Below are 23,288 nucleotides of genomic sequence, written 5' to 3' on the forward strand. Positions count from 1 at the left end.
AACTGGACAATCCGCCGCCCATGTGACAAGGGGCAAGGCAACAGGAGATCCGAGATGACCACCACCCGTTTTGCCCCGTCGCCGACCGGCTATATCCACGTCGGCAACCTGCGCACCGCGCTGATGAACTACCTGATCGCCCGCAAGGCCGGCGGCACCTTCATCCTGCGCATCGACGACACCGACCCGGAGCGGTCCAAGGAAGAATACGTCGATGCCATCAAGCAGGACCTGGAATGGCTGGGCCTGACCTGGGACAAGGTGGAGCGCCAGTCCGAGCGCCTCGACCGCTACGTCGCCGCCGCCGACCGCTTGCGTGAAATCGGCCGCTTCTACGAGGCGTTCGAGACCCCGACCGAGCTGGACCTGAAGCGCAAGAAGCAGCTGAATATGGGCAAGCCGCCGGTCTATGACCGCGCCGCGCTGGCCCTGTCGGACGAGGAGAAGGCCAACCTGCGCGCCGAGCGCGGCGACGGCGTCTGGCGCTTCAAGCTGGACCATCAGCGGATCGAGTGGACCGACGGCATCCTCGGCGATATCTCCATCGACGCGGCCTCGGTCTCCGACCCGGTGCTGATCCGCGGCGACGGCCAGTTCCTGTACACCCTGGCCTCGGTTGTGGACGACACCGAAATGGGCGTGACCCATGTGGTGCGCGGCTCGGACCACGTGACCAACACCGCCACCCAGATCCAGATCATCGAGGCGCTGGGCGGCTCCGTGCCCTCCTTTGCGCACCACTCGCTGCTAACCGGCCCGCAGGGCGAGGCGCTGTCCAAGCGCCTTGGCACGCTTGCCTTGCGCGATCTGCGCGAAGCCGGCGTGCAGCCGATGGCGCTGCTGAGCCTGATGGCGCGCCTGGGCTCGTCTGATCCGGTAGAGCTGCGCTCGGAGATGGCAGAGCTGATCGAGGGCTTCGACATCAACCGCTTCGGCGCAGCGCCGACCAAGTTCGATGTCGAGGATCTGTATCCGCTGACCGCCCGCTACCTGCAGTCGCTGCCGCTGGCAGCGGTGCAGGCCCACGTGGACGCGCTGGGCGTCCCGGCTGAGAAACAGGCCGCCTTCTGGGACATGGCCAAGGAAAACATCACCACGCTCAAAGATCTGGCCGGCTGGTGGGAGCTCTGCCGCGATGGTGCCGAGCCGCTGGTGGCGGATGAGGACAAGGACTTCATCGCAGAAGCGATGGCGCTGCTGCCCGAAGGCCCCTACGACAGCGAGAGCTGGGGCAAGTGGACCGCCGCAGTCAAGGAAGCGACGGGCCGCAAGGGCAAGGGCCTGTTCATGCCGCTCAGGAAGGCCGTCACCGGCATGGAGCGCGGCCCCGACATGTCGGCGCTGCTGGCGCTGATGGAAAAGGTCCGGGCGCGCGGCTGAGGCGGCTCCAAGCAAGGATAGATATAAGGGCGGAGCCATGGGCTCCGCCCTTTTTCGTGCCGCTTTGCCGGAAGGCCGCGGCAGCGCTCCCGCCCGCCGGAGCTGCATCGCAGATGCATCCCCTGCGGTAGGGCCGGGCGCCGCGCGGGTGCGCGGTGCCATGCCCAACTGAGGGAGGTGCAGCTTGCCTGCGCCTGAACAGGCGGGAGGGCGCCGCGGGACAGCAGCGCAACAGCCGACTGCCCGGGCTGCGGGTCAGCCGTTGCCGCCCGTGCCCAGCTCCTCGCGCATTTCCGCTGCGGCCTTGGCCATTTCCGGGTTGGAGTGGTGTTCCAGCTCCTCCAGCGATTTGTGCATCCAGCCCATCACCGAGGGGAATCGCTGCCGCAGCGGGCAATCGGCGGGAAGGCGCAGCGCAGCAGGTGGCGCGCCGTCACCGGCGGCACTTTCACGTTCGGGAAATCCGGCTTCCGGGTGCTGCTGATCTCATCGGCGGGCATGTTTTCCCACAGCAGCCGCCCCAGCCGTCCCATCACCTCTATCGCGGTGCCCGGATCGTTGATGCCGGGCGACAGCGCCCGCTGGGCCGTCTCCGCCAGCAGGGTGAGGCCGAAGGACGGGTCCTGATCGAAACTGCGCACGTCGCCGATGTCGATCGCCTTCGAGGCCGCCTTGCAGAAATCGTTGTCCCCGCCTGCGGCCCAGGCCACCGGCTGGCCGCGCAGGATGTATTCGCCGGGAGCCCGTGCCAGGGTGATCTCGGTGCCGGTCTCCTCGGCCAGCTCGTCCAGCTGGGCCATCCCGGCAAAGCGGACAAAGCCGCTGCGGGCGGCCGGGATGGCCACCGCATCGGCGGGAACACCGCTGCTGTCAGCGCATTGGCCGCCGAGGCAGGGCGCGTCGAGGCGCGCGCGCATGCTGTCGCGGGTCCGGGTCTCGATCAGCCGCAGCGTATGGTCCATGCTGCCAAGCCCCGACAGGTGGTCAATCCAGCGCAGGATTGCGCCGACAATCAGGACCACGACAATGATGGTAATGCCGAACACCACCAGGGCGCCCTCGGGCGTGTAATACCAGGCCCGGAACAGGATCACCCCGCTGAGCGAATAGATGAACCCGCCCACGAATGTCGCCAGCACCCGGTGGGTCACGGTATCTTCCAGCAGCAGCCGGTAGACCCGCGGCGTCGCCATCGAGGCGGCGGTGCGGTAGGCGCTGACCATGACGTTTAGCGAAAAGGTGGTGACCGCCAGCATGCCCGACGCCAGGATCGTCAGCACCGGCAGCACCGCCTCGCGCCCGAAGTCCTCGCTCAGGCTGTCCGGCAGCAGCGGTTTGGCCAGCGGCGCCAATAGCAGCGCCAGCAGCGAGAGTATGGAAATCAGAACCACCCGGAACCAGAGCTTGCGGGCCATCCGCCGGAGGTTCAAAAGACACTGCTCAATCATGAGCGGAGCTTATCCTGCGCGCGCCGGTGCTGTCGATCAGATCATCGAACAGCGCGCGCTCCGCCCGGCTCAGACGCTGATGCCGCGGATAGCGCGGCGCCGCCCGGTCGTCCAGGAGGGGGGCGTCCCAGCCGTCGGTGGTGGCGATGAAATCCTGCACGCCAGCTTCGCCGAACACCTGCAAATAGCCCTGCAGCACCACATCCAGGTAGCTCAGCAGAATCGGATGCTGCTCAGTGACGCCGTTCTGCTTGTCCGCGGCCACGGCATAGACGGAAATTTCCGGCGCGCCCTCCAGCCCGTGCTGCACCTTGTCCGATGCGGGCAGCCGGTCATAGGCGAACTCGCGTTCGTCCAGCGCCGCCCAATCGGCTCCGGGCACCTCGGCAATCAGCCCGCCGATGGTGCTGGCGGCGCAGGGCACCGCCGACAGAAACGCCACCTCGCGCAGATCTGTATGCACCCAGGCGCGACGCCAGCCGCGCAGCCGTGCAGGCTGTGCGCCGCCATAGCCATGTGTCGCCGTGTTCACCAGGCTGCCGTAGCCAAAGAAGTATGGAGCCGTCATTCGCCGCGCCTTTCTGCCGCAATTCCGGTTATTGATGTATGTCAAACCGCTTTTTCCGCTGTTGTGCAATAAGCGATGTACCATAGCTGCGGGAGCAACCCATGCGGATTACCAAAAGGACCAACATTGCCGTGCGGCTGCTGATGTATTGCGCCGCCCATGAAGACCGCCTGGTGACCAAGGCCGAGATCGCCGAATGCTGCAATATCTCGGAAAACCATCTGGCGCAGGTGATCAACCAGCTGAGCCAGCTTGGCTATCTGGCCACCCAGCGCGGCCGCAACGGCGGCATGAACCTCGGAAAACCCGCGGCAGAGATCCGGATCGGCGACGTGTTCCGGGATGTCGAGGGCAACCTGCCGATGGTCGAGTGCTTTGCTGATGCGGACAACACCTGCCCGCTGTCGGATGCCTGCCGCCTGAAGGTGGCGCTGGCCGATGCGGCGCAGGCGTTCTACGCCTCGCTGGACGACATTTCGCTGGAATCGCTGGTCTGCGACAACCACGACCTGCTGCGCATCCTGCAGCCGGTCTCCTGCGGCGCCCGCTGACGCCGCCGCCGCAGAGCTGATCATTCGCGGGCCCGCAGGATGCGGGCCGGTTTGGCGGCCAGCGGCCGCAGCGCAAAGGCCAGCCCGGCCAGCAGCGTGGTCAGCACCCCGCCGGATATGACCATCAGCGCATTCGGCCAGATCACCGTGTATCCCGTCTCGAACACATAGGCGTTGATCGCCCAGGCCCCGGCAATGCCTGCCGCCAGCGCCACCAGCCCGGCGGCCGCCCCAAGAAGGGCAGAGCGCAGGGCAAAGCTTGCCAGGATCTGCTTGCGCGGCGCGCCCAGCGTTTTCAGCAGCGCGGCTTCATAGCGGCGCGCAGGCTCGCCGGCAGCCGCCGTACCCAAAAGCACCAGAAACCCGGTCAGCAGCGTTGCTGCAGCGCCATAGGCGGTGGCGGCGGCCAGTTGGCGCAGGATGTCCGACACCCGGTCGATGGCGTCGCGCATCCGGATCGCGGTGATATTCGGCATCTCGCGCGCCAGATCGCGCAGAATCGCCGCCTCCGCCTGCTCCTCGGCATAAACGGTGGCGATGAAACTGTGCGGCGCGCCGGCCAGCGCGGCCTCGTTCAGTACCATCACAAAGCCCATGCCGGCAGTGGAGAAATCCACGTTGCGGAAGCTGGTGATGGTGCCGGTGATGTCGCGGCCCAGGATGTTCAGCGTCAGCGTGTCGCCCAGGCTAAGCCCCAGTTCCTCGGCCTCCTCGGCGGCAAAGCTGATTTGCGGATCACCCGAATAATCCTCAGCCCACCACGTGCCGGCGGTGACCTCGGTGCTGTCGGGCCGGGCGGCGGCATAGGTGATGCCGCGGTCGCCGCGCACCACCCAGTGATCACCCGCAACCTCGATGGCGGGCTGGCCGTTAATCCGGGTCAGCACCCCGCGCAGCATCGGCGCGTTCTCCACACGCGTGACAGAGGGATCATTCTCTACCCGTTCCAGAAACGCGGGCATCTGGCTGCGCTGGATGTCGACAAAGAAATAGCTCGGCGCCACATCCGGCAGGTTGCCGGCAATCGCCCGGCGCATGTTGCCGTCGATCTGGCCGATGGCGGCCAGCACCGTCAGGCCCAGCCCCAGCGCCAGCACCGCAGGCACCGCGCCGTCCCGCGCGCTGCCGATGGAGGACAGCGCCCACCGCAGGGCAGGGCGCCCGCGCGCGGCACCGGTGCCGCGCCGCGCCGCAAAGCCGATCCCCAGCGCCGCAACCAGAAGCACGAGCAGCGCCCCCATCAGCCCGCCCGCAGTCCACAGCGTCAGTTGAGCGGACCCGCTGAACCACGCGGCCAGCCCGACCAGCGCCGCCAGCGCCAGCGCGGTCGCCAGCAAATAGCGCGGTGCGGGCAGCCTAGTGCGGCTGACAAAGGCATCCCGGAACAGCGAGGCCGCGCGGATGCGTTCGGCCCGCGCCAAGGGCCAGAGCGCAAAGATAAAGGCGGTCAGCACGCCATAAACCGCGGCCTCTGCCAGCGCCGAGGGGTAGAGCGAAAACACTGCCGGAAACGGCAGCTGCGCCGCAATCAGCGGCCCCAGCAGCAGCGGCCCCAGCCCGCCCAGCACCAGCCCGATGCCCACACCGACCAGAGTGAGCGCGCCGATCTGAAGGAAGTAGGTTAGGAAAATCATCTGCCGCTCCGCCCCCAGCGTGCGCAGGGTGGCAATGGTCGCGGTCTTGGTCGCCAGATAGGCCCGCACGGCGGCAGAGACGCCAACCCCGCCCACTGCCAAGCCGGATAGGCCCACCAGCACCAGGAACCCGCCCAGACGCTCGACAAAGGTGGTGATCCCCGGCGCGCCGTTGCGGGCATCGCGCCAGCGCATGCCGGTGGTTTCAAACAACCCCTCAGCCTCCGCCTGCAAAGCGGCCAGATCACTGCCCGGCGGCAGCTCCATCCGGTATTTGGTGTCAAACAACGTGCCCGGCTCCAGAAGGCCGGACTCTCCCAGATCCTCAGTCCTGACCATCGTGCGCGGCCCCAGCTCAAAGCCTGAGGCCGCGGCATCCGGCTCCAGCGCGATCATCGCCATCAGGGTGAAATCCTGCGTGCCCAGCCGGAAGGCATCCCCCGGCTGCAGCCCCAAACGGTCCGCCAGCACCCGGTCCATCACAGCGCCGGGCAAGCCGTCCGCGCCAGCCAGCGCCGCGTCCAGCGGCATGTCAGGGGCCAGCTTCATCTCCCCCTTCAACGGGTAAAGCCCGTCCACCGCCTTCACCTGGGTCAGCCCGCGCTCCTCCCCCACCGTCGCCATGGAGCGGAATTCGGCAATTTCGGAATGGCGCAGCGCCGTCCGCTCGACCCAGGCAAGCTCATCTTCATTGGCGAAACGGTAGGTGAAGTTCAGCTCGGCATCGCCGCCCAGGATTGTCGCGCCTTCACGCTCCAGCCCGGTCTCGATCGACGCGCGGATAGAGCCGATGGCGGCAATAACCCCGACCCCCAGCGCCAGACAGGCCAGAAAGATGCGGAAGCCCTTCAGCCCGCCGCGCAACTCCCGCAGGGCAAAGCGCCAGGCCAGGCGGAAGGCTGCGGCATTCATTCCGCCGCCTCGCGCGCGGCGTCCCCGTCGATCCGCCCGTCGCGCAGCCGCACCACCCGGTCGCAGCGCGCCGCCAGCTCCGGCGCATGGGTGACCATCACCAGCGTTGCGCCATAGCGGTCGCGCAGGCCGAACAGCAGATCCATCACCGCTTGGCCGTTGGCCTCGTCCAGGTTGCCGGTCGGCTCATCCGCCAAGAGGATCGCAGGCCGGGGCGCCAGGGCGCGCGCCAGCGCCACCCGCTGCTGCTCGCCGCCCGACATTTGCGCCGGGAAATGGCCCGCCCGGTGGCCCAGGCCCACGGCCTCCAATTCAGCCTGGGCGCGGTCAAAGGCATCTTTAACCCCCGCCAGCTCCAAGGGCGTCGCCACGTTTTCCAGCGCGGTCATGGTCGGGATCAGGTGAAAGCTTTGGAACACCACCCCCATGTTGTTGCGGCGGAACCGGGCCAGTGCATCCTCATCCATCGCTGTCAGATCCGCGCCCAAGGCGCTTACGCGGCCGCCGGTCGCCTGCTCCAGCCCGCCCATCAGCATCAGCAGCGACGACTTGCCGGACCCGGACGGCCCCACCAGCCCCAGCGTCTCCCCTTGCTGCACGTCCAGCGAGATTGCGTGCAAAATCTCTACCGGGCCGGTATTGCTATTGAGGGTCAAAGACGCATCTATGAGATGAAGAACGGGGCTGTTTTCCTGGGTCATCGGGCCTGCCTGTTGGATCCACCTTTCGGATATGGAGTGTTTGCGGCGATGCGCAAGATACTGGCACTGTTGAGTTTGCTGCTTTTTTCCGGCGCAGGCTGGGCCGAACCGCTGCGGATCACCGCTCTGGGCGACAGTCTGGTGCAGGGCTACGGGCTGCCGCAGGGCCAGGGACTGGTGCCGCAGCTGGAACGCTGGCTGAACGAAAACGGCGCCGAAGTGGAACTGCAAAACGCCGGGGTGTCCGGCGATACAACCGCGGGCGGGGCTGAGCGGGCGGAGTGGACATTGTCAGACAATCCGGACGGTCTGATCGTGCTTCTGGGCGGCAATGACCTGCTGCGCGGGCTGGCCCCGCAGGAGGCGCGCGCCAATCTGACCCGCATTCTGGAGACGGCAGAGGCCAAGGGCATTGAAACCCTGCTGGTCGGCATGAAAGCCCCGCGCAACTACGGGCCGGAGTACAAACAGGCGTTTGACGCGATCTACCCGGATCTGGCGGCAGAGTTCGGCGCGGTGCTGCATCCGGACGCTTTTGCGGGCATGGCTGCGGAGGCGGGCGGAGATCCTGCCGCGGCACAAGCGCTCATGCAGGATGACGGTATCCACCCCAACGCCCGCGGCGTTGCGTTGAACGCCGCTGCCATCGGGCCGGCGGCGCTGCAGCTGATCGAGGCGATCGGCGAGTGAAAACAGCCCCGTCAGTCAGGGCTGTTTGATATTCTCAAAGCAGATCGGAAGATCCGGATCAGGAGACCAGCGCGATATCCACTGCGGATTCACGGCCGTCGCGGCCTGCGCGCAGCTCATAGGTCACTTTCTGATTGTCCGCCAGGCCGGTCAGGCCGGAGCGCTCAACAGCGGAAATGTGGACAAAAACGTCCTTGCCGCCTTCTTCGGGTGCAATAAAGCCGTAGCCTTTGGTGGTGTTGAACCATTTGACGGTGCCAGTGGCCATCGTCGTCTTCTCCTAAGTCGTCACAGTTCTCTGCCCGCTTATGCGGCAGTCCGGCAAGGTTTGCAGATGGTCATGACCGCGCCGTGAAGGGTACAGTGATGGCATTCGCGTAACATCGCCGTGACAGAATTGAGTACGAATCCCCTCTCGTGCAAGAAAAATGCGTTGCCAGGCAGGGTTTCGCGGCAAAAACCCGCAGACCGGTGCCTAAAGCACCGTCACAACCGTGCCCAACGGCACCCGTTCGTACAGGTCCACTACATGTTCGTTTAGCATCCGGATACAGCCGTTTGAGACCGAGTGCCCGATGGTCTGCGGCTGGTTTGTGCCGTGGATGCGGAAATAGGTGTCGACCCCGTTCTGGAACAGATAGAGCGCCCGCGCGCCCAGCGGATTGTCCGGCCCGCCCGGCTGGATATACTCGTTGTCGATGAATTTCGCATAGGCCCGGGGGTCGCGTTCGATCATCTCGTCGGTGGGGCGCCAGGTGGGCCAGACCTTCTTGCGTTCGATCACCGCCTGGCCGGTGAACTCCAGCCCGGCCTTGCCGACACCGACGCCATAGCGGATCGCCTTGCGCGTGTCGGTCACGAAATACAGGTAGTAGGACCGCGGCAGCACCAGGATCTGGCCCGGGGCGAAATCCTTTTTGATCCGTACCTCCTGCGGCACGGGATCAAAGACCACTGGGTCCTTTTTGCGGGCCAGGGCAGGCAGCGGCAGCAAAGAGGCCGCGGCAGCCGCGGTGCCCGTGCTCAGAATCTTCCGGCGTGAAATCATGGCCATATCCCCGATTGTCTGTTGCAAGTCTTCTCATCTTCCGGCGGGAACAACGGCCGGTCAACGGCTTTCCGGACCCGGACCGGCAAGTGTTGCATGCAGCACTGCGACGAACCGCAAACAGCTGGCCGGCGGCCCCGGTGGCGCGCCTGTAATGGCCGCTGCAGCGGCCTTGCACGGCGGCGCGGGACGGCTATACCGGGGCCGTGCGACTGCTTGAGGAGGCGAACACATGGGAGCCAAGACGCTGACCTGCCTGTCCTGCGCCCAGCTGAACCGGGTGCCGCAGGACAAGCTGGGCCGCGGCCCGAAATGCGCCACCTGCGGCGCTCCGTTGCTGCCGGGCACGCCGGTGGAGGTCGATCCTGCCATCCTGCAGAAAGCGGTGCAGAACGACGACCTGCCGCTGGTGGCGGATTTCTGGGCGCCTTGGTGCGGGCCCTGCCGGTCCATGGCGCCGGAATTCGCCAAGGCGGCCAAGACGCTGGGCGTCACGGCCCGGCTGGTCAAGCTCAACACCCAGGACCATGCGTCCACCGGCGCCCGCTACCGGATCCGCGGCATTCCCACCCTGATTGCCTTTGAGCGCGGCAAGGAGAAAAAGCGCCAGGCAGGCGCCATGCGGCAGGGTCAGATCGTGGCCTGGCTCCGCAACTGAGGCGCGGCTCTCCCGCTGCCGGCGGTCAGAACTGGCGCTGCCCCAATTCCTGCGGTTTATCCGGCGTCTTGCCGGTCTTTGCGCTGTGCCGGCCGCTGCCGGTTTTGCGGCGGCTTCTGCGCCAGGACAGGGGCGCGATCAGGACCAGCGCCAGGACCGCGGCGGTAAAGGGATAGACCACAACTGCGAGCCAGACAGGCCAGCCGCCAAGGAAAACAGCAGCGAGCATCAGCCCCAAGCCGCCGATTGCGCCTATGACCGAACTCACCCAGGCCATGATATATCCCCAATGCGCCTTGTTTTCTATCAAGGGTAGAAACGGGATTGCCCCGAAACAACTGCCTAAGAGACTAGGGCAGTTGCTTCATAAGGGAAGGATTTGGCATCCAGTTATGCCCTGAGTGATGAACCCGGGCTTCCGGTGCGCCCCGCCGCTGCGCCGGTTCAGGCAGCGGCTGCATCCGGCCGCCGGGTATCCGTCCAGGGGCCGGGTCCGGGCGGTTCGCTGCGCCAGTACAGCAGGGCAGTGGTCAGCAGCGTGACCGCTGTACCCGCGGCCGCATAGATCAGAAAGCTGGCCCACAAAGCCATCCCTGCGGCGGCAAAGCTGATCACCGCGGCGCAAAGGCCCGCAACCATACCCAGAATGACACCTGCCCAGGCCATGAAACCCCCGCAATTCCGTGCAGCCCGGCGCAAGCGGCCCGCTGCTTCTGCGCCCATCATCCGGCCAAGAGTGTTATCAAATCGTTAAAATCGCGACAGTGCTGACAAATCAGCATAAAAACTAGGCGGGCGGGCACTGTTTCGAAGGTCGGGGCGGTTTTGCCGCGTAGATGCCCCTGGCCGGGCTCAGCCGTCTTTGAACTGATAACCAAACCGGTTGATAATCAAGCTCTCGCGTTCGGCGACGAGTTGGCGGGTCTCCGTATCGTAGAAATCCGATCTTTTTGCGGCGGCCGAGCGCGACGCGTTCATCGGCTTGCCCGCGCCAATCACAGAGTCAAGGGTTTCCGCCTTTGCCAGCTTGTGTTCGAGCATGACCGACCGGAAGTCGGCCGCAAGGGTCTCGGTATGCAGAAAACGGTCAATATAACAGTTCTCCTCGGCCCATTTCTCAAGAGCAGCGGGATCTCGCAGGCGTCCCGAATGCAGCGTTTTGCTGCCGGAACAATACAGATTGCAAAACCGGTAGCTGTACAGGCCGCTGCAGCAGTGAAGGCGCGATGAGTAATATGCACCGGACAGGACGGGAGCCAGCTTGGGATCCATCACTTTGCGAAGCCACGCTCGAAAAGCTTCGGGATTGTCCGGATCGGAATAAAGCTGCAGATTTGCCGTCCGGTCCTGGCGTGCCGCAGCGAGAAGGGCAGGGACGAACCCGGTTACCGCGCCGTACGGGTTTTGCGTGTAACCACGGCTCTTGAACGGCCGGAACCGGGTCAGAGCCAGGTACGGCCCCGACTTCCCCTTGCGTTTCACTCCATAAGACCAGAGAGAAAGGTAGTAATCCCAAGGGTTCCGGATCGTCGCAAATTTCAGGATGCCACTTGAGACGATGGCCTCGTCCGGCTTCAGGTGGTGTTTCACCTGTCTCTGCGGAAATTTGAGCGCTTGCAGCCAGTTCAAAACAGAAACGCTACCCGTTTTGTTCAAGTCAACGTAAACGAACTCGTCGGATAGAAACATGAAAAAACCTCAATCTGGGGCGGCTGCTCGGTCTTGCGTGTCTCGTAATCCTCCTTAGTTTAGCGCCGCCGGGCAGACATGCCAGCCGCGCCTCGCTTACAGCTCTGCGTTTCGGTCCCGCGGGCATCTGAGTCCTGACGGCGGTTTGACGTCTCACAGTCCTGATCATGATTTCGCTGAACAGGATTTTTGCACTTTTAGAGAATGGGAGCTGAACAAACGGGAGGCTGTGTTCAGCTTTTGCCTTCTTCGGGCGTGTCACACAGTGGCCCGGGCCCTGTGCTGTGCAGCGTAGTTCGCAAGCTAGGGTGTTTTTGTATCAAGCTAGCGAATTCTTCCAGCAGCAGGTACAGGCAGTCAATTCAATAAGCTATGCAGAATTCTTCCGGATGGCCTTCAATATATTTTACCATTTGAAGTGCCAGGCCGGACACAAAGGTTTCGGCTTCCAAGCGTTGCCCGGTCGCGGACCGGAGCACTGCGTCTTTCATTTCGGTTTTGGCGCGTCTCAATGCTGAACGAAAGGCACTATTGCGCGCGTCCCCCGGAACCGTATCCAGCTGGCTAAGAATGGGGGCGATATCATTAGCAACGCGCTCCACATCGTCAGCTAGTTCTTTTTGGTTGAGCTTCCTTAGGCAGGATCCAACGTCAGCTGACATGAAACCTGCATTGCCCATGAATTGCAGGAAGCCTCCGTTCAAGATCTGAGCGCGAAAGTACTCCAAGCAAAAGAAGAGCATCTGCCCTTCAGTCAGCAGACCTTTGGAAACCAGTTCCCCCAGCGTGTCCAGTTTGAAGGCTTCCAGTGCAGCCCAGATTTCTTCTGAGCCAAATTCCCCGAGAAGCCTGTTGTAGTAATCTTCGATCCTCAGGTCGGGGTCAGGTTCGGGAGACAGATAGTCTGCCTCCCGGATTTTTGGCTTCGGCAGGATCAATTGATTTCCCGCCGAAAGCCATTTCAGCCATTTCACCGCACAAACTTCTTGTGCTTCAACCGCTTGGGCTCCAGCGCGTCCGGACCCAGACGGCGCTTCTTGTCCTCTTCGTAGTCTTCGAAGTTGCCCTCGAACCACTCCACATGCGCGTCGCCCTCGAAGGCCAGGATGTGGGTACAGATCCGGTCGAGGAAGAAACGATCGTGCGAGATCACCACGGCGCAGCCGGCGAAATCGACCAGCGCGTCTTCCAGCGCCCGCAGGGTCTCCACGTCCAGGTCGTTGGTCGGTTCGTCGAGCAGCAGCACGTTGCCGCCCTCTTTGAGCAGACGCGCCATGTGAACCCGGTTGCGCTCACCGCCCGACAGCAGCGACAGTTTCTTCTGCTGGTCGCCGCCCTTGAAGTTGAAGGAGGAGCAATAGGCGCGGGAATTGACCTGCGCGTCGCCCAGCTCGATGATCTCGGCCCCGCCGGAGATTGCCTCCCACACGGTGTCATTGTCGTTCAGGTCATCGCGCGACTGGTCGACATAGGACAGTTTCACGGTGTCGCCGTATTCAACAGTGCCTTCGTCGGGCTGCTCCTGGCCGGTCAGCATCTTGAACAGGGTCGATTTACCGGCGCCGTTGGGGCCGATCACGCCGACAATGCCGCCCGGCGGCAGCGAGAAGTTCAGACCCTCGATTAGCTGCTTGTCGCCATAGTGCTTGGCGAGGCCGTTCACTTCGATCACTTTCGACCCCAGGCGCGGACCGTTCGGGATCACGATCTGGGCGCGGCCGACCTTTTCGCGTTCGGACTGGCTGGCCATCTCGTTATAGGCCTGGATACGCGCCTTGGATTTCGCCTGGCGGGCTTTCTGGCCCTGGCGCATCCACTCCAGCTCGCGCTCCAGCGTCTTCTGCTTGGCCTTGTCCTCGCGGGCTTCCTGCTCCAGCCGCTTGGCCTTCTGCTCCAGCCAGGCGGAATAGTTGCCCTCGTAAGGAATGCCGCGGCCGCGGTCGAGCTCCAGGATCCAGCCGGTAATGTCATCCAGGAAGTAACGGTCGTGGGTGACACACAGGATGGTGCCCTTGTAGTCGATCAGGTGCTGCTGAAGCCAAGCGATGGTCTCAGCGTCCAGGTGGTTGGTCGGTTCGTCAAGCAGCAGCATGTCGGGCGCTTCCAGCAAAAGCTTGCACAGCGCGACGCGGCGGCGCTCACCGCCCGACAGGTTGGCGGGCATCGCATCGTCCGGCGGGCAGCGCAGCGCCTCCATCGACACGTCCACCTGGCTGTCCAGATCCCACAGGTTCTGGGCGTCGATCTCGTCCTGCAGCTTGGCCATCTCCTCGGCGGTCTCGTCCGAGTAGTTCATCGCCAGCTCGTTGTAGCGGTCCAGGATGTCCTTCTTGGCCTGCACGCCCAGCATGACGTTTTCGCGCACGGTGAGGTTTTCCTCCAGCTGCGGCTCCTGCGGCAGGTAGCCGACCTTGGCGCCCTCAGCCGCCCAGGCCTCGCCGGTGTAGTCCTTGTCGAGGCCGGCCATGATCTTCATCAGGGTGGACTTACCGGCGCCGTTGACGCCGACCACACCGATCTTCACGCCGGGCAGGAAGGAAAGGTGGATGTTTTCAAAGCATTTCTTGCCACCCGGGTAGGTCTTGGAGACACCCTGCATGTGGTAGACGTACTGGTAGGAGGCCATTTGATTGCTCCGTTAAGGGGGGAATTTGCTGGCGGGAGTGATAGCGGAAGGGCGCAGGCGGGGCAATGAGGGATGCGGGGCCTGGCCGGGTCTGCCGCCGCACCGGCGCTTTCGGGCCGCCACGCCAGCCCGCCCTTGCCCGACTCACCCCTTCGGGCGCAAAGTGGGGGGCACCAGAAACATGAGGGCGCCCCGGATTGCCGTTTGCCGCGCCCAGACCTGAAAATGCCGCCGGAGTGCGGGCCGCGCCGGCCCCCGGTATCACACCGGGCCGTTCCGGCCCGATGGCGGCGCAGACCTGAGCCAGAGCGGCCCGGGGCCCTTCACAGCACAGGAGGACCCCACGATGATCGCCTCACGCCTGAAACATCATCTCGAGGCACAGGGCCTGCCGTTCGGCACCGTCCGCCACCCCTACACCGCCACTGCGTCGGAATGCGCGGAATCGGCGCATGTGCCGGGGGACCACCTGGCCAAGTCAGTGCTCATCCACATGGAGGAAGGCCCGGTTCTGGCCGTGGTGCCGTCCAACCAGACCGTTGACCTGCACGCGCTGCAAACGATGATGGACCGCCGCCTTGGGCTGGCGCCGGAACATGAACTGAACCAGGTCTTTGACGACTGCGATCCGGGCGCGGCGCCCTGCGTCGGCGCGGCCTACCACGTGCCCACCGTCATCGACGACAGCCTGACCGGGCTCGACAAGGTCTGGTTCGAGGCCGGCGACCACAAGACGCTGATCGAAATGAAGGGCGACGATTTCGACACCCTGATGAAGGACGCGAAGCACGGTTCCTTCTGCACGGTCCACTGACGCGCCCGCCAGCGGCCCGCAATCCTGATCAACCGGCCAGCTGCCCCGATCCCCGGGGCGGCGCCTGCCGGTGCGTCAGAAATCGAACAGGTCTTCCAGGAAGTTCTTCTTGCTCTTTTTCTTGTACGGCTTGCTGTAGCGCGGGTCGTGATGCCCGCCGCGGTCCTCATGGCGCTGCGGCTGCGGCGCGGCCTGCGCGGGCTGGGCAGAGCGCTCGATGATCTTGTCCAGCTCGCCCCGGTCCAGCCAGACGCCGCGGCACTGCGGGCAATAGTCGATCTCCACCCCGGCGCGGTCGGCCATGACCAGAGTGGTTCCGTCAATCGGGCACTGCATATTCTTCTCCTTGCTCAACTCCTGCACTTCACGTGGGCAGTGCACCTGTGCTGCGCAAGACAAAGACAGCGCAAAAAACGCGGATCTTGCGGCTTTCCGCCCATTTCAGGATCGCTGACGCATGGTAAGCTGCCCCCAAATCAAGGAGGCAAAGATGAGCAGCAAGACCATCCAGGCGGGGGCTCTCGCCCTGATCCTCGTGGCGGCCCCGGCCTATGCCAGGGGCGGAGAGGGCGGCGGCGGCGGAGACGGCGGCGGCGGCCAGAGCAGCGGGCTCAGCTCGCGAACCACGCGGGCGGTTGCCACCACATTGACCCGCGGTTTCGACCGCTGCGGCGAGCTGCCGCAAGTCTACAAATTCGACTGTTACCGCCACACCTACAAGCTGGCGGCGCAGAAGCTGGACAGCAACCAGTCCTATGCCGAAGCGGCGCGGGCGCTGGTGCTGGTCGAGGACACCCTGACGCGGGCCGTGAAGCAGAACCTTGACCCGGCGCAGAAACCGGTGCGCAAGGGGCTGAACTATTACCGGGCGGTCAAACCGGCCGCTGTGCCGCAGGTCAAGCGGCAGGCAGAGCGGGCGATGCAGCAGGCGGAAACGATCCTGCTGCGCTCGCCCGCGGACAAGAAGGTTCACTTTGCCCGCATCGCCGAGGCGGTGAATTCCAACAAGGTTTTGCTGCGCTCTGCGATGCTGCCCGGCGCCGCAATCCGGCTGGCCTGGCACCTCCTGAAAAAGGCGGTGCCCGCCTGATCCTGTGAACCCGCCTCAGCGCACCACATGCACCGCGCAGGCCGCGTGGCGCACCACATGGCCCGACGTCGATCCCCAGAGAAAGTCCTGCATCGACGGGCGGTGCGAGGCGAGGATGATCAGGTCCGGCTTGTTCTGCTCGGCCCAGTCCAGGATGGTGCGGCCGGAATGGCCCTCGATCAGCACGCCCTCGGCGTTGGGCAGGGACTGCGCCAGCCCGTCAAGCTCCGCCTGCAGCGCCTGGCGGGTGTCTTCCATGAAATCCGCCGGGACATAGGAAATCGCATAGGCCGGGACCTGTTCGATCACATGCAGCAGCGTCACCTTGGCCCCCGGCGCCGAAAGCAGCCGCGCCACTTTCAGCGGCCCGGTCACGTCGCGCTCCGGATCAAAGGAAATCGGCACCAGAACATTATGATACATAGGTAGCCTCCATTGCTTGAAACCTGCCCCAGACTATCCAGGCCCCCGGCTTTCTGCCTTGACCCGGGTCAAGGCAGGCTGCGAGCCGGGCAGGGGGTCATGAGCCAAAGACCTCCGCCACGTCGTACATCACCGGCTCAAAGCTGCGGCACAGCTCATTGATCTTGCGGTTGCGCTCGCGCATTTCCGCGCTGCGCAGCATCGCCATGAAATCCTCGCGGCGGCGCCATTGCGAATAATTGGCGATCCGGGTCTGCGCGTCATTCACGTGCAGACCGGCCGAAATGAAGCCGGGCTGCTTGGAGATGAACTCGCGATAGGCATCCTCAAGCGCCTCCAGCAGGTCCTGACAGGTCCCGGGCGTCATCTCGAAGGTGGTGATAACGGTTTGGATATCAGCGGTTTTTGCTATTTTCGGCATTGGCTCCTCCGTTGACTGCCCCCAGCCTACGCCTGTTCGCGCCGAAAGCGCACGGGTTTTTTTCGCGCACATCCATAAGGTTTTCCGGGATGGTTAATACAACCTTAACCATAAGGCGGAACCGTTTGCACACGCCAAACTGAGGCCCCGGGATGAAACCTGCCTATGCTGCTGCTCTTGCCTTGGCGCTGGCCCAGCCGGCGGCTGGCGGGGCGTGGCTGGAACCGCCGGGCCAGGGCTTTGCATCGGCCAGCGCCGCCTGGCGGCACACCGGCCGCACCGCCGCGCTTGAGCTGGGGTATTACGGCACCTACGGGGTCACGTCCAAGCTCACCCTGGGTGTCGATCTGAACCGGAACGCGGATGTGTCCGGCCACGCGCTGCTCTTTGCCCGGCTGCCCTTGCACACGGGGGAGCGCGCCCGGCTGGCGGTGGAGACCGCGGCGGGCGGTAATCATTTCCGGGGCCTGTGGCAGCTGATGCAGAAAACCACCCTGTCTTATGGCCGCGGTATCGAGACCGGCCGCGGGTCCGGCTGGCTGGCCATTGATGCCGCTTATGAGCTGCGCAACAGCGGTCTGGACGCGATCTGGAAGCTGGACGCCACCATCGGGCTGAACCGCTCCGGCAAGCCCGCGCCTATGCTGCAGGCCGAGCTGTCCAAGCCGGAGGGCGGGCAGCTTATCTATGCGCTGACCTCTTCGCTGCGCTACCCGCTGAAGCAAAAGCGGGAGCTGATTGTCGGCTTGGAATACCGCCAGGCGGGCCAGCGCAGCCTTGGCCTGAAACTGGGCCTGTGGCAGAAGTTCTGAACCCTGCGCCAATTTCCGGAGGTGCCCATGCCCGCGCCGATCCGCCCCACCGATGACGACGCCCGCCAGCTGGCGCACAGCCTGATGGCTGAGGCCCGCTTTGCCGCGCTTGGCGTGCTGCTGGAGGAGGGCATACCGCTGGTCACCCGGGTTGCCTTTGCCCTGGACCCGCAGGGCGGCCCGGTCAGCCTGATTTCCGACCTGGCCCAGCACACCCGGGCGCTGCACCGGAATCCTGCCTGCTCGCTGCTGGTGGGGGAGCCGGGGGGCAAGGGCGATCCGCTCACCCATCCCCGGCTCAGCCTGATCTGCCGGGCGGAGTTTGTCAGCCGCCAAAGCTCGGAGCACGACCCTCTGGCCGCGCATTACCTGCGCCGCCAGCCCAAGGCCAAGCTGTACCTGCAATTCGCCGACTTCACCTTTGCCCGGTTCCGGGTGACGGCGGCGCATCTGAATGGCGGTTTCGGCAAAGCCTTCCATCTTGACGCCGCCGACCTGCATCCGCGGGGCCGGACCTAGGCGTCCATCCTCAGCAGCACCTGAACCTCGCCCTTGAGCGCCTCCTGCCAGCGCAGGCGGATTTCGTCGTTGTTGGCGCCCTGCTGGGTATCGCAATAGGGCATGCTGTAGCGGTTGCTGTTGCCGCCGGTCCGCACCGGCCCCTGCGGCACCACGCTGTCGACAAAGCGCGCGTAGCCCTGAAACGGCAGCTGCCCGTTGGCCCTGATTGCCCAGGACGACGACGCGGAGGATTGATTGTGCCGGATCCGCAAGGGGTTGGCGGAGTGGGTCGAGACGTTGTGGTACATGTTGCCTTCGAACACCACATCATTGCACCGGGAGAAATCCAGGTCCGAAAAACTGGTGTCGACCCGTTCCGCCCGGTCGATGCTGCCATTGAGGGAACGGAACTTATTGCCGGTCACCGACAGCCCGTTCAGGTAATGGCCGCTGCCGTAGGGTTTGATCACAATATAGCTGAACCAGGGCGCCACGTCGCCGGACAGGAACACATTGGCGGTCACCGACAGCGCGCTGAAGGAGAAGCCGGTGGTGAAATCCGGGGTCGGATCCCGCTCGTTGGTCCATTCGATAAAGCAGTTGTCGATGTAATTGTCCGACACGGTGGTGGTGCAGTTGTTGGCCGCCAGCACCAGCCCGGCAGAGCGGACCCCGTTCGCCACGTCGTCGCCCTGAAAGAAATGATTGCCGGTCACCGTGTTGTTGGCGCCTGCCAGCAGCGCGAAATGGCGGAACTTGGTGGCGCGGTTGCTGCGCAGCTTGGCGTCATTGGCGTTCACGTTCAGGCCGATGCTGACGCGGTCTTCCACGTCCAGCGGATCCTCGGCTGACAGGAACTGGCAATTGTCGACCAGAAGCCCCTGGCAGCCGGTCCCGGTCGAGGTGATGCCGCGGTCCTTGGGCCGCGAGAAAAAGCAGCCGTCCAGCGAGAACACGGAGCCTGAGGGCGCCAGCCGCAGGGCGCTGCAGCGGGAATTGCACTGGAACTCGATGCCTTCCATGCCGAATTTGCTGAGCGCGCTGAACCCGCTGAAATCCACCAAATACTTGAAATCCCGGAAGGTGAAGTTCTGGGTGCCTGCCGCATCAAACAGCGGTGCGGTCAGCGTCAGCTCGCCGGCGCCGTTGTTCTTGGACTTCACATAGATCTCGCGGCCGACCCCGGCACCCTCCACCAGGGAGCCGACCTTGATGTTGGCAATGTTGGCGACATTGGTCAGCCTGGTGGACCGCGAGGGGCTGTAGGTCGCCTGCGAGGTGACCACATCGGTGTCCCAGGCGGCGCTATTGGCAGCCTCCAGCTGGCCGTTGCGGATGATCCGGCGGGTGGCATAGGAGGTCTTGTTCGGCACCGCCGCCTGCATGTCCAGCGGCGCGGTCACGGTGATCTTACGGCCCATCAGGTCGAGCGATTCATGGTCCACGTTGTTGAGCAGGGCCTGAAACGCCTTCTTGAAGCCCAGCTCCTCGTCGCCGAAAGCCGCCGCGTAAGAGGGGAAATCGAAGTTCTTTGTCAGCAGCAGCATCTGGCTGGCGGGCATCGACACAGTGCCCTCGAACACCGCTTCGTGGCTCAGCGACACGGTGCTGGCGAGGTGGAAATCCCCCGCGGGCACCAGAATGCGGCGTCCGGCGGCGGCGGCATCGGCAGCCTCAAACGCGGCGGTGCAGTCGGTGCTGCCATCGCCCACCGCGCCGTAATCGGTCACGTCCACCACGCTCAGCATGTTGCGCAGGAAGGCGCTGGTTATGTCGGTGATTTCGATATCGTCAATCCGCACGACGCCGCCGTTGGCGCCGGTGAGGTCGAGACCGAAATGGCCGTAGGCCGCTGTGCGGCCCCAGGGCATGTCCACCCCGCCGCGGCTGCCGCTGCCGACAATGCCGGTCACTTCCACCACCTCGCCATAGGTGCTGAGCGTCACCTGCGGCGAAAATTCGGTGACGCCGCTGATGTGGCTGCCGCCTGCCGCCGCCGCCCAGCCCGCCACGCGGACCGCGGGCAGCGCGCCGCTGATGGCCTTGATGCGCACCTTGATCTGCAGATAGCAGCCCGGCTCCAGCGGCGTCTGGCCCATGAATCGCAACTTTTGAGTGTTCCCGGTCTTCTGCATCTCCAGGCAGCCGCCGAAGTCTGCATCCGCCGCCACAAAGACCGCATTGGCGGCGCCGTCATAGGTGTCTGAGCCGGGGGTGCCGTTGCCGCTGGACCAGACATTGAGACCCTCTGCAAAGGCCGGGGGCATCAGCTGCAGACCGTCGGTGATTGCCTTGTTCATGGAAGTTCCCTTTCCTGCTGCGCATCTCGCGTTCGGGGAAAAGGAAGTACAGGAGCGGCGTTAAAGTCCGCCGAGCGGAGCGTACGCTGCCCTGCGTTCAGACGCTGTCAGCCTGCCCTTTCAGGATCTGTACTGCGTTGATCTTCCAGCCGCTTTCCAGTTTAACCATTTGGTAATCCAAGAGGTGCACGGTGCCGTTCTGATCGGTGATCATGACCCGCTGCCACAGGTTGCCCGCCACCTCGCGCAGGTCCAGATAGCGCACCTCCGCCGGGCGCCAGACCATCGGGTAGCCCTGGCGCACCATCTGGCCGAAGCGGTCCGGCGTGCCGAAAATCCGCCGGATGTTCGGGGAGGCGTAAGTGAACGCCGTCTCAGTGTCGTTGTTCAGGAAGGCATCAAACTGAGAGCCGATCACGGCTGTGACCGGCTCTCTTTGCGCAAAGGCCGGGAAGGTCAGAAGAAAAACACTTACCCCCGCAAACAGAACACTGCGCATCTGTCCCTCCCGGTCCGTTTCTTAAGCTTAGGACAGAATGACGTAGCGTCAAAATGTTTTTTGCGAATTGATAATTTTCTTGCGCGGAGTATCGCCGCCGGCGCTGTGCGCGGCATGGTTGAAAACGACAAAGGGCGCGGAAAACCGCGCCCCTTGCTGATTGCGTTAGATGCGGGCTCAGGCCAGCTCGCCCGCCAGCGCCTTTTCGATCAGCGCGATGGTGTCCTCGACGCCGTAGAGCGCGATGAAACCGCCGAAACGGGGGCCTTGGGAGGCGCCCAGTAGCACCTCGTAGATTGCCGAGAACCAGGCGCGCAGCGGCTCGAACCCGTGGATCTTGCCGATGGCAAAGACCACCGACTGCAGGAACTCCTCATCCGCAAAATCCGCCTCGGGCAGCGGGTCGGTATTGCCTGCGATCTCGTTCTTCTTGGCGATGGCTGCCAGCGCGGCCTCCGGCGATTTCAGCGCATCCGCCAGATCCTGCAGCGCCGCGCGCTCCTGATCGGTGGGCAGGCGGAAGGTCTTGGCCGGCTTCACGAAGTCGTTGAAGTACCGCACCGCAAAGCCCGCGGCCTGATCCATGCCCGGATGGGTGTCGGGGGTGGCGTTGGGGGCGTATTTGTTGATGAAGCCCCACATGGTCTCCTTGTCCTCGGCGCTGGAGGCGGAGGCGAGGTTCAACAGCATCGAGAACGGCACCACCATATCCGACTGCGGAACGTCGCCGCCGTGGATGTGCCAGACCGGATTGTTCAGCTGTGCCTTCAGGTCCTGGGTGCGGTAGGCACGCAGCTGCTGGTGGTATTCGTCCACCGCCTTGGGGATCACGTCGAAATGCATCCGCTTGGCGGTCTTGGGCTTCTGGTACATGAAATACGCCAGGCTCTCAGTCGAGGCGTAGGTCAGCCATTCGTCGATCGAGATGCCGTTGCCGGAGGATTTGGAGATCTTCTGGCCGTTGGCGTCCAGGAACAGCTCATAGGTGAAATGCTCCGGCGCGCGCTGGCCCAGCACCCGGCAGATGCCGTCATAGATCGGCGTGTTGGTGGAGTGGTCCTTGCCGTACATCTCAAAATCGACTTCCAGCGCGGCCCAGCGGGCGCCGAAGTCCGGCTTCCACTGCAGCTTCACGTTGCCGCCGGTCACGGGCAGGGTCCATTCCTTGCCGTCCTCGTCGTCGAAGGTGACGGTGTAGGTCTCGGCGCAGACCTTCTTCATCGGCACGTACAGAACGCGGCCGGTTTCCGGGTGGATCGGCAGGAAGATCGAATAGGTCTGGCGGCGTTCCTCACGCAGGGACTTCAGCATGATCGCCATGATGTCGTCGTACTTGTCGACCGCGCGCTTGAGGATCTCGTCGAAGTGGCCGGAGCGGTAGAATTCGGTGGCAGAGTAGAATTCATACTCGAACCCGAAGGTGTCCAGAAACCGGCGCAGCATGGCGTTGTTGTGGTGGCCGAAGCTTTCATGCGTGCCGAACGGGTCCGGCACCGAGGTCAGCGGCTTTTGCAGGTGCTCTGCCAGCGCCTCCTGGTTGGGGACGTTGCCGGGCACCTTGCGCATCCCGTCCAGGTCGTCGGAGAAGCAGATCAGCTTGGCGGGGATGTCCGAGATGGTCTCGAACGCCTTCTTGATCATGGTGGTGCGGGCAACCTCGCCGAAGGTGCCGATGTGCGGCAGGCCGGAGGGACCATAGCCGGTTTCAAAGAGGACATAGCCCTTGTCCGGCGCGCCCTTGGCATAACGTTTGAGAACCCGGCGGGCTTCTTCAAACGGCCAGGCTTTGCTCTTCAGAGCTTCTTCGCGCACATCAGACATTATGTTCTCCATCGGCGGCGGTTGCGTCAGTTTCCGGGGTGCCGCGTGATCAGCCCGGATACGCTCCGGAAACCCCTTGGCATCCGGCCATTCCCTCTATTGTGCCGATGCAGCATGAGTCAATAATGCCAGCCCTGCAGGAGCCGGGATTTGCGGCGTTGCGCCGCGCAAAAAACGGCTCCCGGGCACAGCCTGTTGTTGAACCTCCCCGCGGGGATACCTATCCTGCCGGGGTCAATACCGCGCAAATAAGGATTTCGTCCATGAGTGAGCAAACCCCGCATCCGATGACCCCGCAGGACTGCCTGGTGGCCCTGATGGTGGCGGTCTCGGCCTCGGACGAAAACATCCGCACCGCGGAGCTGGTCAAGATCCAGTCGGCGGTGAACATGCTGCCGGTCTTTGCCGACTATGACATCGACCGGGTGAGCCGGGTATCGCGCACCGTGTTCGACCTGTTCGAGCAGGAGGACGGGCTGGAGGCGCTGTTCGGCCTGATCCGCGATGACCTGCCGGAGCGGCTGTATGAGACCGGCTATGCGCTGGCCTGCGATGTGGCCGCCGCCGATGGCATCCTGGGCGAGACTGAGCTCGAGTTCCTGGCCGAGGTCCGGTATGAACTGAACATCGACCGGCTGCACGCCGCCGCGATCGAACGCGGCGCCCGTGCGCGGCACATGGTCTGACCGCCGTCTGAGGTTT

The 23,288-nt window shown here is 64.2% G+C and carries 26 protein-coding genes; 9 read left to right on the forward strand and 17 right to left on the reverse strand.

What is annotated here, in order from left to right; all coding sequences use genetic code 11:
* Positions 1-54 precede the first annotated feature (54 nt).
* Positions 55-1,380, forward strand: a complete 1,326-nt coding sequence (gene gltX / locus CAER_RS0116625; RefSeq protein WP_027236429.1) for a glutamate--tRNA ligase — start codon at positions 55-57, stop codon at positions 1,378-1,380.
* A 365-nt stretch (positions 1,381-1,745) separates the two neighbouring features.
* On the opposite strand, the gene CAER_RS28105 is transcribed toward gltX, so the two are convergent.
* Positions 1,746-2,795, reverse strand: a complete 1,050-nt coding sequence (locus CAER_RS28105; protein WP_322786350.1) for a DUF2254 domain-containing protein — start codon at positions 2,793-2,795, stop codon at positions 1,746-1,748.
* Between the two features lie 25 nt (positions 2,796-2,820).
* Positions 2,821-3,396: a gamma-glutamylcyclotransferase family protein gene (locus tag CAER_RS0116635; protein WP_027236430.1), complete on the reverse strand. Its 576-nt coding sequence runs from the start codon at positions 3,394-3,396 to the stop codon at positions 2,821-2,823.
* A 101-nt stretch (positions 3,397-3,497) separates the two neighbouring features.
* On the opposite strand from CAER_RS0116635, the gene CAER_RS0116640 reads away from it, so the two are divergent.
* Positions 3,498-3,947 (forward strand): RrF2 family transcriptional regulator, encoded by a 450-nt coding sequence (locus tag CAER_RS0116640; protein WP_027236431.1) that lies wholly within the window; start codon positions 3,498-3,500, stop codon positions 3,945-3,947.
* 20 nt (positions 3,948-3,967) lie between these two features.
* Here the strand turns inward: CAER_RS0116640 and CAER_RS0116645 are convergent, their stop codons facing one another.
* A complete protein-coding gene (locus tag CAER_RS0116645) occupies positions 3,968-6,493 on the reverse strand; it encodes an ABC transporter permease (RefSeq protein WP_027236432.1) in 2,526 nt (841 codons plus the stop codon).
* Positions 6,490-7,194, reverse strand: a complete 705-nt coding sequence (locus CAER_RS0116650) for an ABC transporter ATP-binding protein (RefSeq protein ID WP_027236433.1) — start codon at positions 7,192-7,194, stop codon at positions 6,490-6,492. Before CAER_RS0116650 ends, CAER_RS0116645 begins: the two co-directional genes overlap by 4 nt.
* 48 nt (positions 7,195-7,242) lie before the next feature.
* Here CAER_RS0116650 and CAER_RS0116655 point away from each other — a divergent pair, with 48 nt between their 5' ends.
* The gene (locus tag CAER_RS0116655) at positions 7,243-7,884 is read left to right on the forward strand and encodes an arylesterase (protein ID WP_027236434.1); all 642 of its coding nucleotides are present in this window, start codon (positions 7,243-7,245) and stop codon (positions 7,882-7,884) included.
* A gap of 58 nt (positions 7,885-7,942) precedes the next feature.
* On the opposite strand, the gene CAER_RS0116660 is transcribed toward CAER_RS0116655, so the two are convergent.
* Positions 7,943-8,152, reverse strand: coding sequence for a cold-shock protein (locus tag CAER_RS0116660; RefSeq protein ID WP_027236435.1), 210 nt, complete (start codon positions 8,150-8,152; stop codon positions 7,943-7,945).
* A 207-nt stretch (positions 8,153-8,359) separates the two neighbouring features.
* Positions 8,360-8,932, reverse strand: coding sequence for a L,D-transpeptidase (locus tag CAER_RS0116665; protein WP_027236436.1), 573 nt, complete (start codon positions 8,930-8,932; stop codon positions 8,360-8,362).
* A gap of 232 nt (positions 8,933-9,164) precedes the next feature.
* On the opposite strand from CAER_RS0116665, the gene trxC reads away from it, so the two are divergent.
* Positions 9,165-9,590 carry a thioredoxin TrxC gene (trxC, locus tag CAER_RS0116670; protein ID WP_027236437.1) on the forward strand — a complete coding sequence of 142 codons (426 nt, stop codon included), beginning with the start codon at positions 9,165-9,167 and terminating at the stop codon, positions 9,588-9,590.
* 25 nt (positions 9,591-9,615) lie between these two features.
* Here trxC and CAER_RS0116675 read toward each other — a convergent pair whose 3' ends face one another.
* The 5 genes from CAER_RS0116675 to ettA form a co-directional block, all read right to left on the reverse strand.
* The gene (locus tag CAER_RS0116675; RefSeq protein WP_027236438.1) at positions 9,616-9,867 is read right to left on the reverse strand and encodes a hypothetical protein; all 252 of its coding nucleotides are present in this window, start codon (positions 9,865-9,867) and stop codon (positions 9,616-9,618) included.
* A 167-nt stretch (positions 9,868-10,034) separates the two neighbouring features.
* The gene (locus tag CAER_RS28110) at positions 10,035-10,256 is read right to left on the reverse strand and encodes a hypothetical protein (protein WP_051357869.1); all 222 of its coding nucleotides are present in this window, start codon (positions 10,254-10,256) and stop codon (positions 10,035-10,037) included.
* A 186-nt stretch (positions 10,257-10,442) separates the two neighbouring features.
* Positions 10,443-11,279: a hypothetical protein gene (locus tag CAER_RS0116685; RefSeq protein WP_154667785.1), complete on the reverse strand. Its 837-nt coding sequence runs from the start codon at positions 11,277-11,279 to the stop codon at positions 10,443-10,445.
* Between the two features lie 362 nt (positions 11,280-11,641).
* The gene (locus tag CAER_RS0116690) at positions 11,642-12,253 is read right to left on the reverse strand and encodes a DMP19 family protein (protein WP_027236440.1); all 612 of its coding nucleotides are present in this window, start codon (positions 12,251-12,253) and stop codon (positions 11,642-11,644) included.
* A complete protein-coding gene (gene ettA, locus CAER_RS0116695; RefSeq protein ID WP_027236441.1) occupies positions 12,250-13,905 on the reverse strand; it encodes an energy-dependent translational throttle protein EttA in 1,656 nt (551 codons plus the stop codon). The genes CAER_RS0116690 and ettA overlap by 4 nt, the downstream gene beginning before the upstream one ends.
* 346 nt (positions 13,906-14,251) lie before the next feature.
* On the opposite strand from ettA, the gene CAER_RS0116700 reads away from it, so the two are divergent.
* On the forward strand, positions 14,252-14,719 hold the full coding sequence (locus tag CAER_RS0116700) for an aminoacyl-tRNA deacylase (protein WP_027236442.1): 468 nt from the start codon (positions 14,252-14,254) through the stop codon (positions 14,717-14,719).
* A 75-nt stretch (positions 14,720-14,794) separates the two neighbouring features.
* Here the strand turns inward: CAER_RS0116700 and CAER_RS0116705 are convergent, their stop codons facing one another.
* Entirely contained in the window at positions 14,795-15,055 is a 261-nt protein-coding gene (locus tag CAER_RS0116705; protein ID WP_027236443.1) for a TFIIB-type zinc ribbon-containing protein, read from the reverse strand.
* A 154-nt stretch (positions 15,056-15,209) separates the two neighbouring features.
* Here CAER_RS0116705 and CAER_RS0116710 point away from each other — a divergent pair, with 154 nt between their 5' ends.
* Positions 15,210-15,809, forward strand: coding sequence for a hypothetical protein (locus CAER_RS0116710; protein WP_027236444.1), 600 nt, complete (start codon positions 15,210-15,212; stop codon positions 15,807-15,809).
* A gap of 15 nt (positions 15,810-15,824) precedes the next feature.
* Here the strand turns inward: CAER_RS0116710 and CAER_RS0116715 are convergent, their stop codons facing one another.
* A complete protein-coding gene (locus tag CAER_RS0116715; RefSeq protein ID WP_027236445.1) occupies positions 15,825-16,232 on the reverse strand; it encodes a universal stress protein in 408 nt (135 codons plus the stop codon).
* A gap of 97 nt (positions 16,233-16,329) precedes the next feature.
* Positions 16,330-16,653: an antibiotic biosynthesis monooxygenase family protein gene (locus CAER_RS0116720; protein ID WP_027236446.1), complete on the reverse strand. Its 324-nt coding sequence runs from the start codon at positions 16,651-16,653 to the stop codon at positions 16,330-16,332.
* 152 nt (positions 16,654-16,805) lie between these two features.
* On the opposite strand from CAER_RS0116720, the gene CAER_RS0116725 reads away from it, so the two are divergent.
* Together CAER_RS0116725 and CAER_RS0116730 are read left to right on the forward strand one after the other, a co-directional pair.
* The gene (locus CAER_RS0116725) at positions 16,806-17,465 is read left to right on the forward strand and encodes a hypothetical protein (protein ID WP_027236447.1); all 660 of its coding nucleotides are present in this window, start codon (positions 16,806-16,808) and stop codon (positions 17,463-17,465) included.
* A gap of 27 nt (positions 17,466-17,492) precedes the next feature.
* A complete protein-coding gene (locus CAER_RS0116730; RefSeq protein WP_027236448.1) occupies positions 17,493-17,984 on the forward strand; it encodes a HugZ family pyridoxamine 5'-phosphate oxidase in 492 nt (163 codons plus the stop codon).
* On the opposite strand, the gene CAER_RS0116735 is transcribed toward CAER_RS0116730, so the two are convergent.
* From CAER_RS0116735 to CAER_RS0116745, 3 genes are all read right to left on the reverse strand, one after another.
* Complete coding sequence (locus tag CAER_RS0116735) at positions 17,981-20,266, reverse strand: glycosyl hydrolase family 28-related protein (protein ID WP_027236449.1); 2,286 nt, start codon at positions 20,264-20,266, stop codon at positions 17,981-17,983. The genes CAER_RS0116730 and CAER_RS0116735 overlap by 4 nt on opposite strands.
* A gap of 97 nt (positions 20,267-20,363) precedes the next feature.
* A complete protein-coding gene (locus tag CAER_RS0116740) occupies positions 20,364-20,765 on the reverse strand; it encodes a DUF4864 domain-containing protein (RefSeq protein ID WP_027236450.1) in 402 nt (133 codons plus the stop codon).
* A 177-nt stretch (positions 20,766-20,942) separates the two neighbouring features.
* Entirely contained in the window at positions 20,943-22,586 is a 1,644-nt protein-coding gene (locus tag CAER_RS0116745; protein WP_027236451.1) for a lysine--tRNA ligase, read from the reverse strand.
* 263 nt (positions 22,587-22,849) lie between these two features.
* Between CAER_RS0116745 and CAER_RS0116750 the strand changes: the two genes are divergently transcribed.
* Positions 22,850-23,272 (forward strand): tellurite resistance TerB family protein, encoded by a 423-nt coding sequence (locus tag CAER_RS0116750; protein ID WP_027236452.1) that lies wholly within the window; start codon positions 22,850-22,852, stop codon positions 23,270-23,272.
* Positions 23,273-23,288: the final 16 nt, after the last annotated feature.

Source organism: Leisingera caerulea DSM 24564 (assembly GCF_000473325.1).
GTDB classification, from domain to species: domain Bacteria; phylum Pseudomonadota; class Alphaproteobacteria; order Rhodobacterales; family Rhodobacteraceae; genus Leisingera; species Leisingera caerulea.

What these genes read in the sequence shown, in the direction of transcription:
- gltX (WP_027236429.1), top strand. Translation starts at nt 55, where the DNA reads ATGACCACCACCCGTTTTGCCCCGTCGCCGACCGGCTATATCCACGTC.
- CAER_RS28105 (WP_322786350.1), bottom strand. Translation starts at nt 2,795, where the DNA reads ATGGCCCGCAAGCTCTGGTTCCGGGTGGTTCTGATTTCCATACTCTCG.
- CAER_RS0116635 (WP_027236430.1), bottom strand. Translation starts at nt 3,396, where the DNA reads ATGACGGCTCCATACTTCTTTGGCTACGGCAGCCTGGTGAACACGGCG.
- CAER_RS0116640 (WP_027236431.1), top strand. Translation starts at nt 3,498, where the DNA reads ATGCGGATTACCAAAAGGACCAACATTGCCGTGCGGCTGCTGATGTAT.
- CAER_RS0116645 (WP_027236432.1), bottom strand. Translation starts at nt 6,493, where the DNA reads ATGAATGCCGCAGCCTTCCGCCTGGCCTGGCGCTTTGCCCTGCGGGAG.
- CAER_RS0116650 (WP_027236433.1), bottom strand. Translation starts at nt 7,194, where the DNA reads ATGACCCAGGAAAACAGCCCCGTTCTTCATCTCATAGATGCGTCTTTG.
- CAER_RS0116655 (WP_027236434.1), top strand. Translation starts at nt 7,243, where the DNA reads ATGCGCAAGATACTGGCACTGTTGAGTTTGCTGCTTTTTTCCGGCGCA.
- CAER_RS0116660 (WP_027236435.1), bottom strand. Translation starts at nt 8,152, where the DNA reads ATGGCCACTGGCACCGTCAAATGGTTCAACACCACCAAAGGCTACGGC.
- CAER_RS0116665 (WP_027236436.1), bottom strand. Translation starts at nt 8,932, where the DNA reads ATGATTTCACGCCGGAAGATTCTGAGCACGGGCACCGCGGCTGCCGCG.
- trxC (WP_027236437.1), top strand. Translation starts at nt 9,165, where the DNA reads ATGGGAGCCAAGACGCTGACCTGCCTGTCCTGCGCCCAGCTGAACCGG.
- CAER_RS0116675 (WP_027236438.1), bottom strand. Translation starts at nt 9,867, where the DNA reads ATGGCCTGGGTGAGTTCGGTCATAGGCGCAATCGGCGGCTTGGGGCTG.
- CAER_RS28110 (WP_051357869.1), bottom strand. Translation starts at nt 10,256, where the DNA reads ATGGCCTGGGCAGGTGTCATTCTGGGTATGGTTGCGGGCCTTTGCGCC.
- CAER_RS0116685 (WP_154667785.1), bottom strand. Translation starts at nt 11,279, where the DNA reads ATGTTTCTATCCGACGAGTTCGTTTACGTTGACTTGAACAAAACGGGT.
- ettA (WP_027236441.1), bottom strand. Translation starts at nt 13,905, where the DNA reads ATGGCCTCCTACCAGTACGTCTACCACATGCAGGGTGTCTCCAAGACC.
- CAER_RS0116700 (WP_027236442.1), top strand. Translation starts at nt 14,252, where the DNA reads ATGATCGCCTCACGCCTGAAACATCATCTCGAGGCACAGGGCCTGCCG.
- CAER_RS0116705 (WP_027236443.1), bottom strand. Translation starts at nt 15,055, where the DNA reads ATGCAGTGCCCGATTGACGGAACCACTCTGGTCATGGCCGACCGCGCC.
- CAER_RS0116710 (WP_027236444.1), top strand. Translation starts at nt 15,210, where the DNA reads ATGAGCAGCAAGACCATCCAGGCGGGGGCTCTCGCCCTGATCCTCGTG.
- CAER_RS0116715 (WP_027236445.1), bottom strand. Translation starts at nt 16,232, where the DNA reads ATGTATCATAATGTTCTGGTGCCGATTTCCTTTGATCCGGAGCGCGAC.
- CAER_RS0116720 (WP_027236446.1), bottom strand. Translation starts at nt 16,653, where the DNA reads ATGCCGAAAATAGCAAAAACCGCTGATATCCAAACCGTTATCACCACC.
- CAER_RS0116725 (WP_027236447.1), top strand. Translation starts at nt 16,806, where the DNA reads ATGAAACCTGCCTATGCTGCTGCTCTTGCCTTGGCGCTGGCCCAGCCG.
- CAER_RS0116730 (WP_027236448.1), top strand. Translation starts at nt 17,493, where the DNA reads ATGCCCGCGCCGATCCGCCCCACCGATGACGACGCCCGCCAGCTGGCG.
- CAER_RS0116735 (WP_027236449.1), bottom strand. Translation starts at nt 20,266, where the DNA reads ATGAACAAGGCAATCACCGACGGTCTGCAGCTGATGCCCCCGGCCTTT.
- CAER_RS0116740 (WP_027236450.1), bottom strand. Translation starts at nt 20,765, where the DNA reads ATGCGCAGTGTTCTGTTTGCGGGGGTAAGTGTTTTTCTTCTGACCTTC.
- CAER_RS0116745 (WP_027236451.1), bottom strand. Translation starts at nt 22,586, where the DNA reads ATGTCTGATGTGCGCGAAGAAGCTCTGAAGAGCAAAGCCTGGCCGTTT.
- CAER_RS0116750 (WP_027236452.1), top strand. Translation starts at nt 22,850, where the DNA reads ATGAGTGAGCAAACCCCGCATCCGATGACCCCGCAGGACTGCCTGGTG.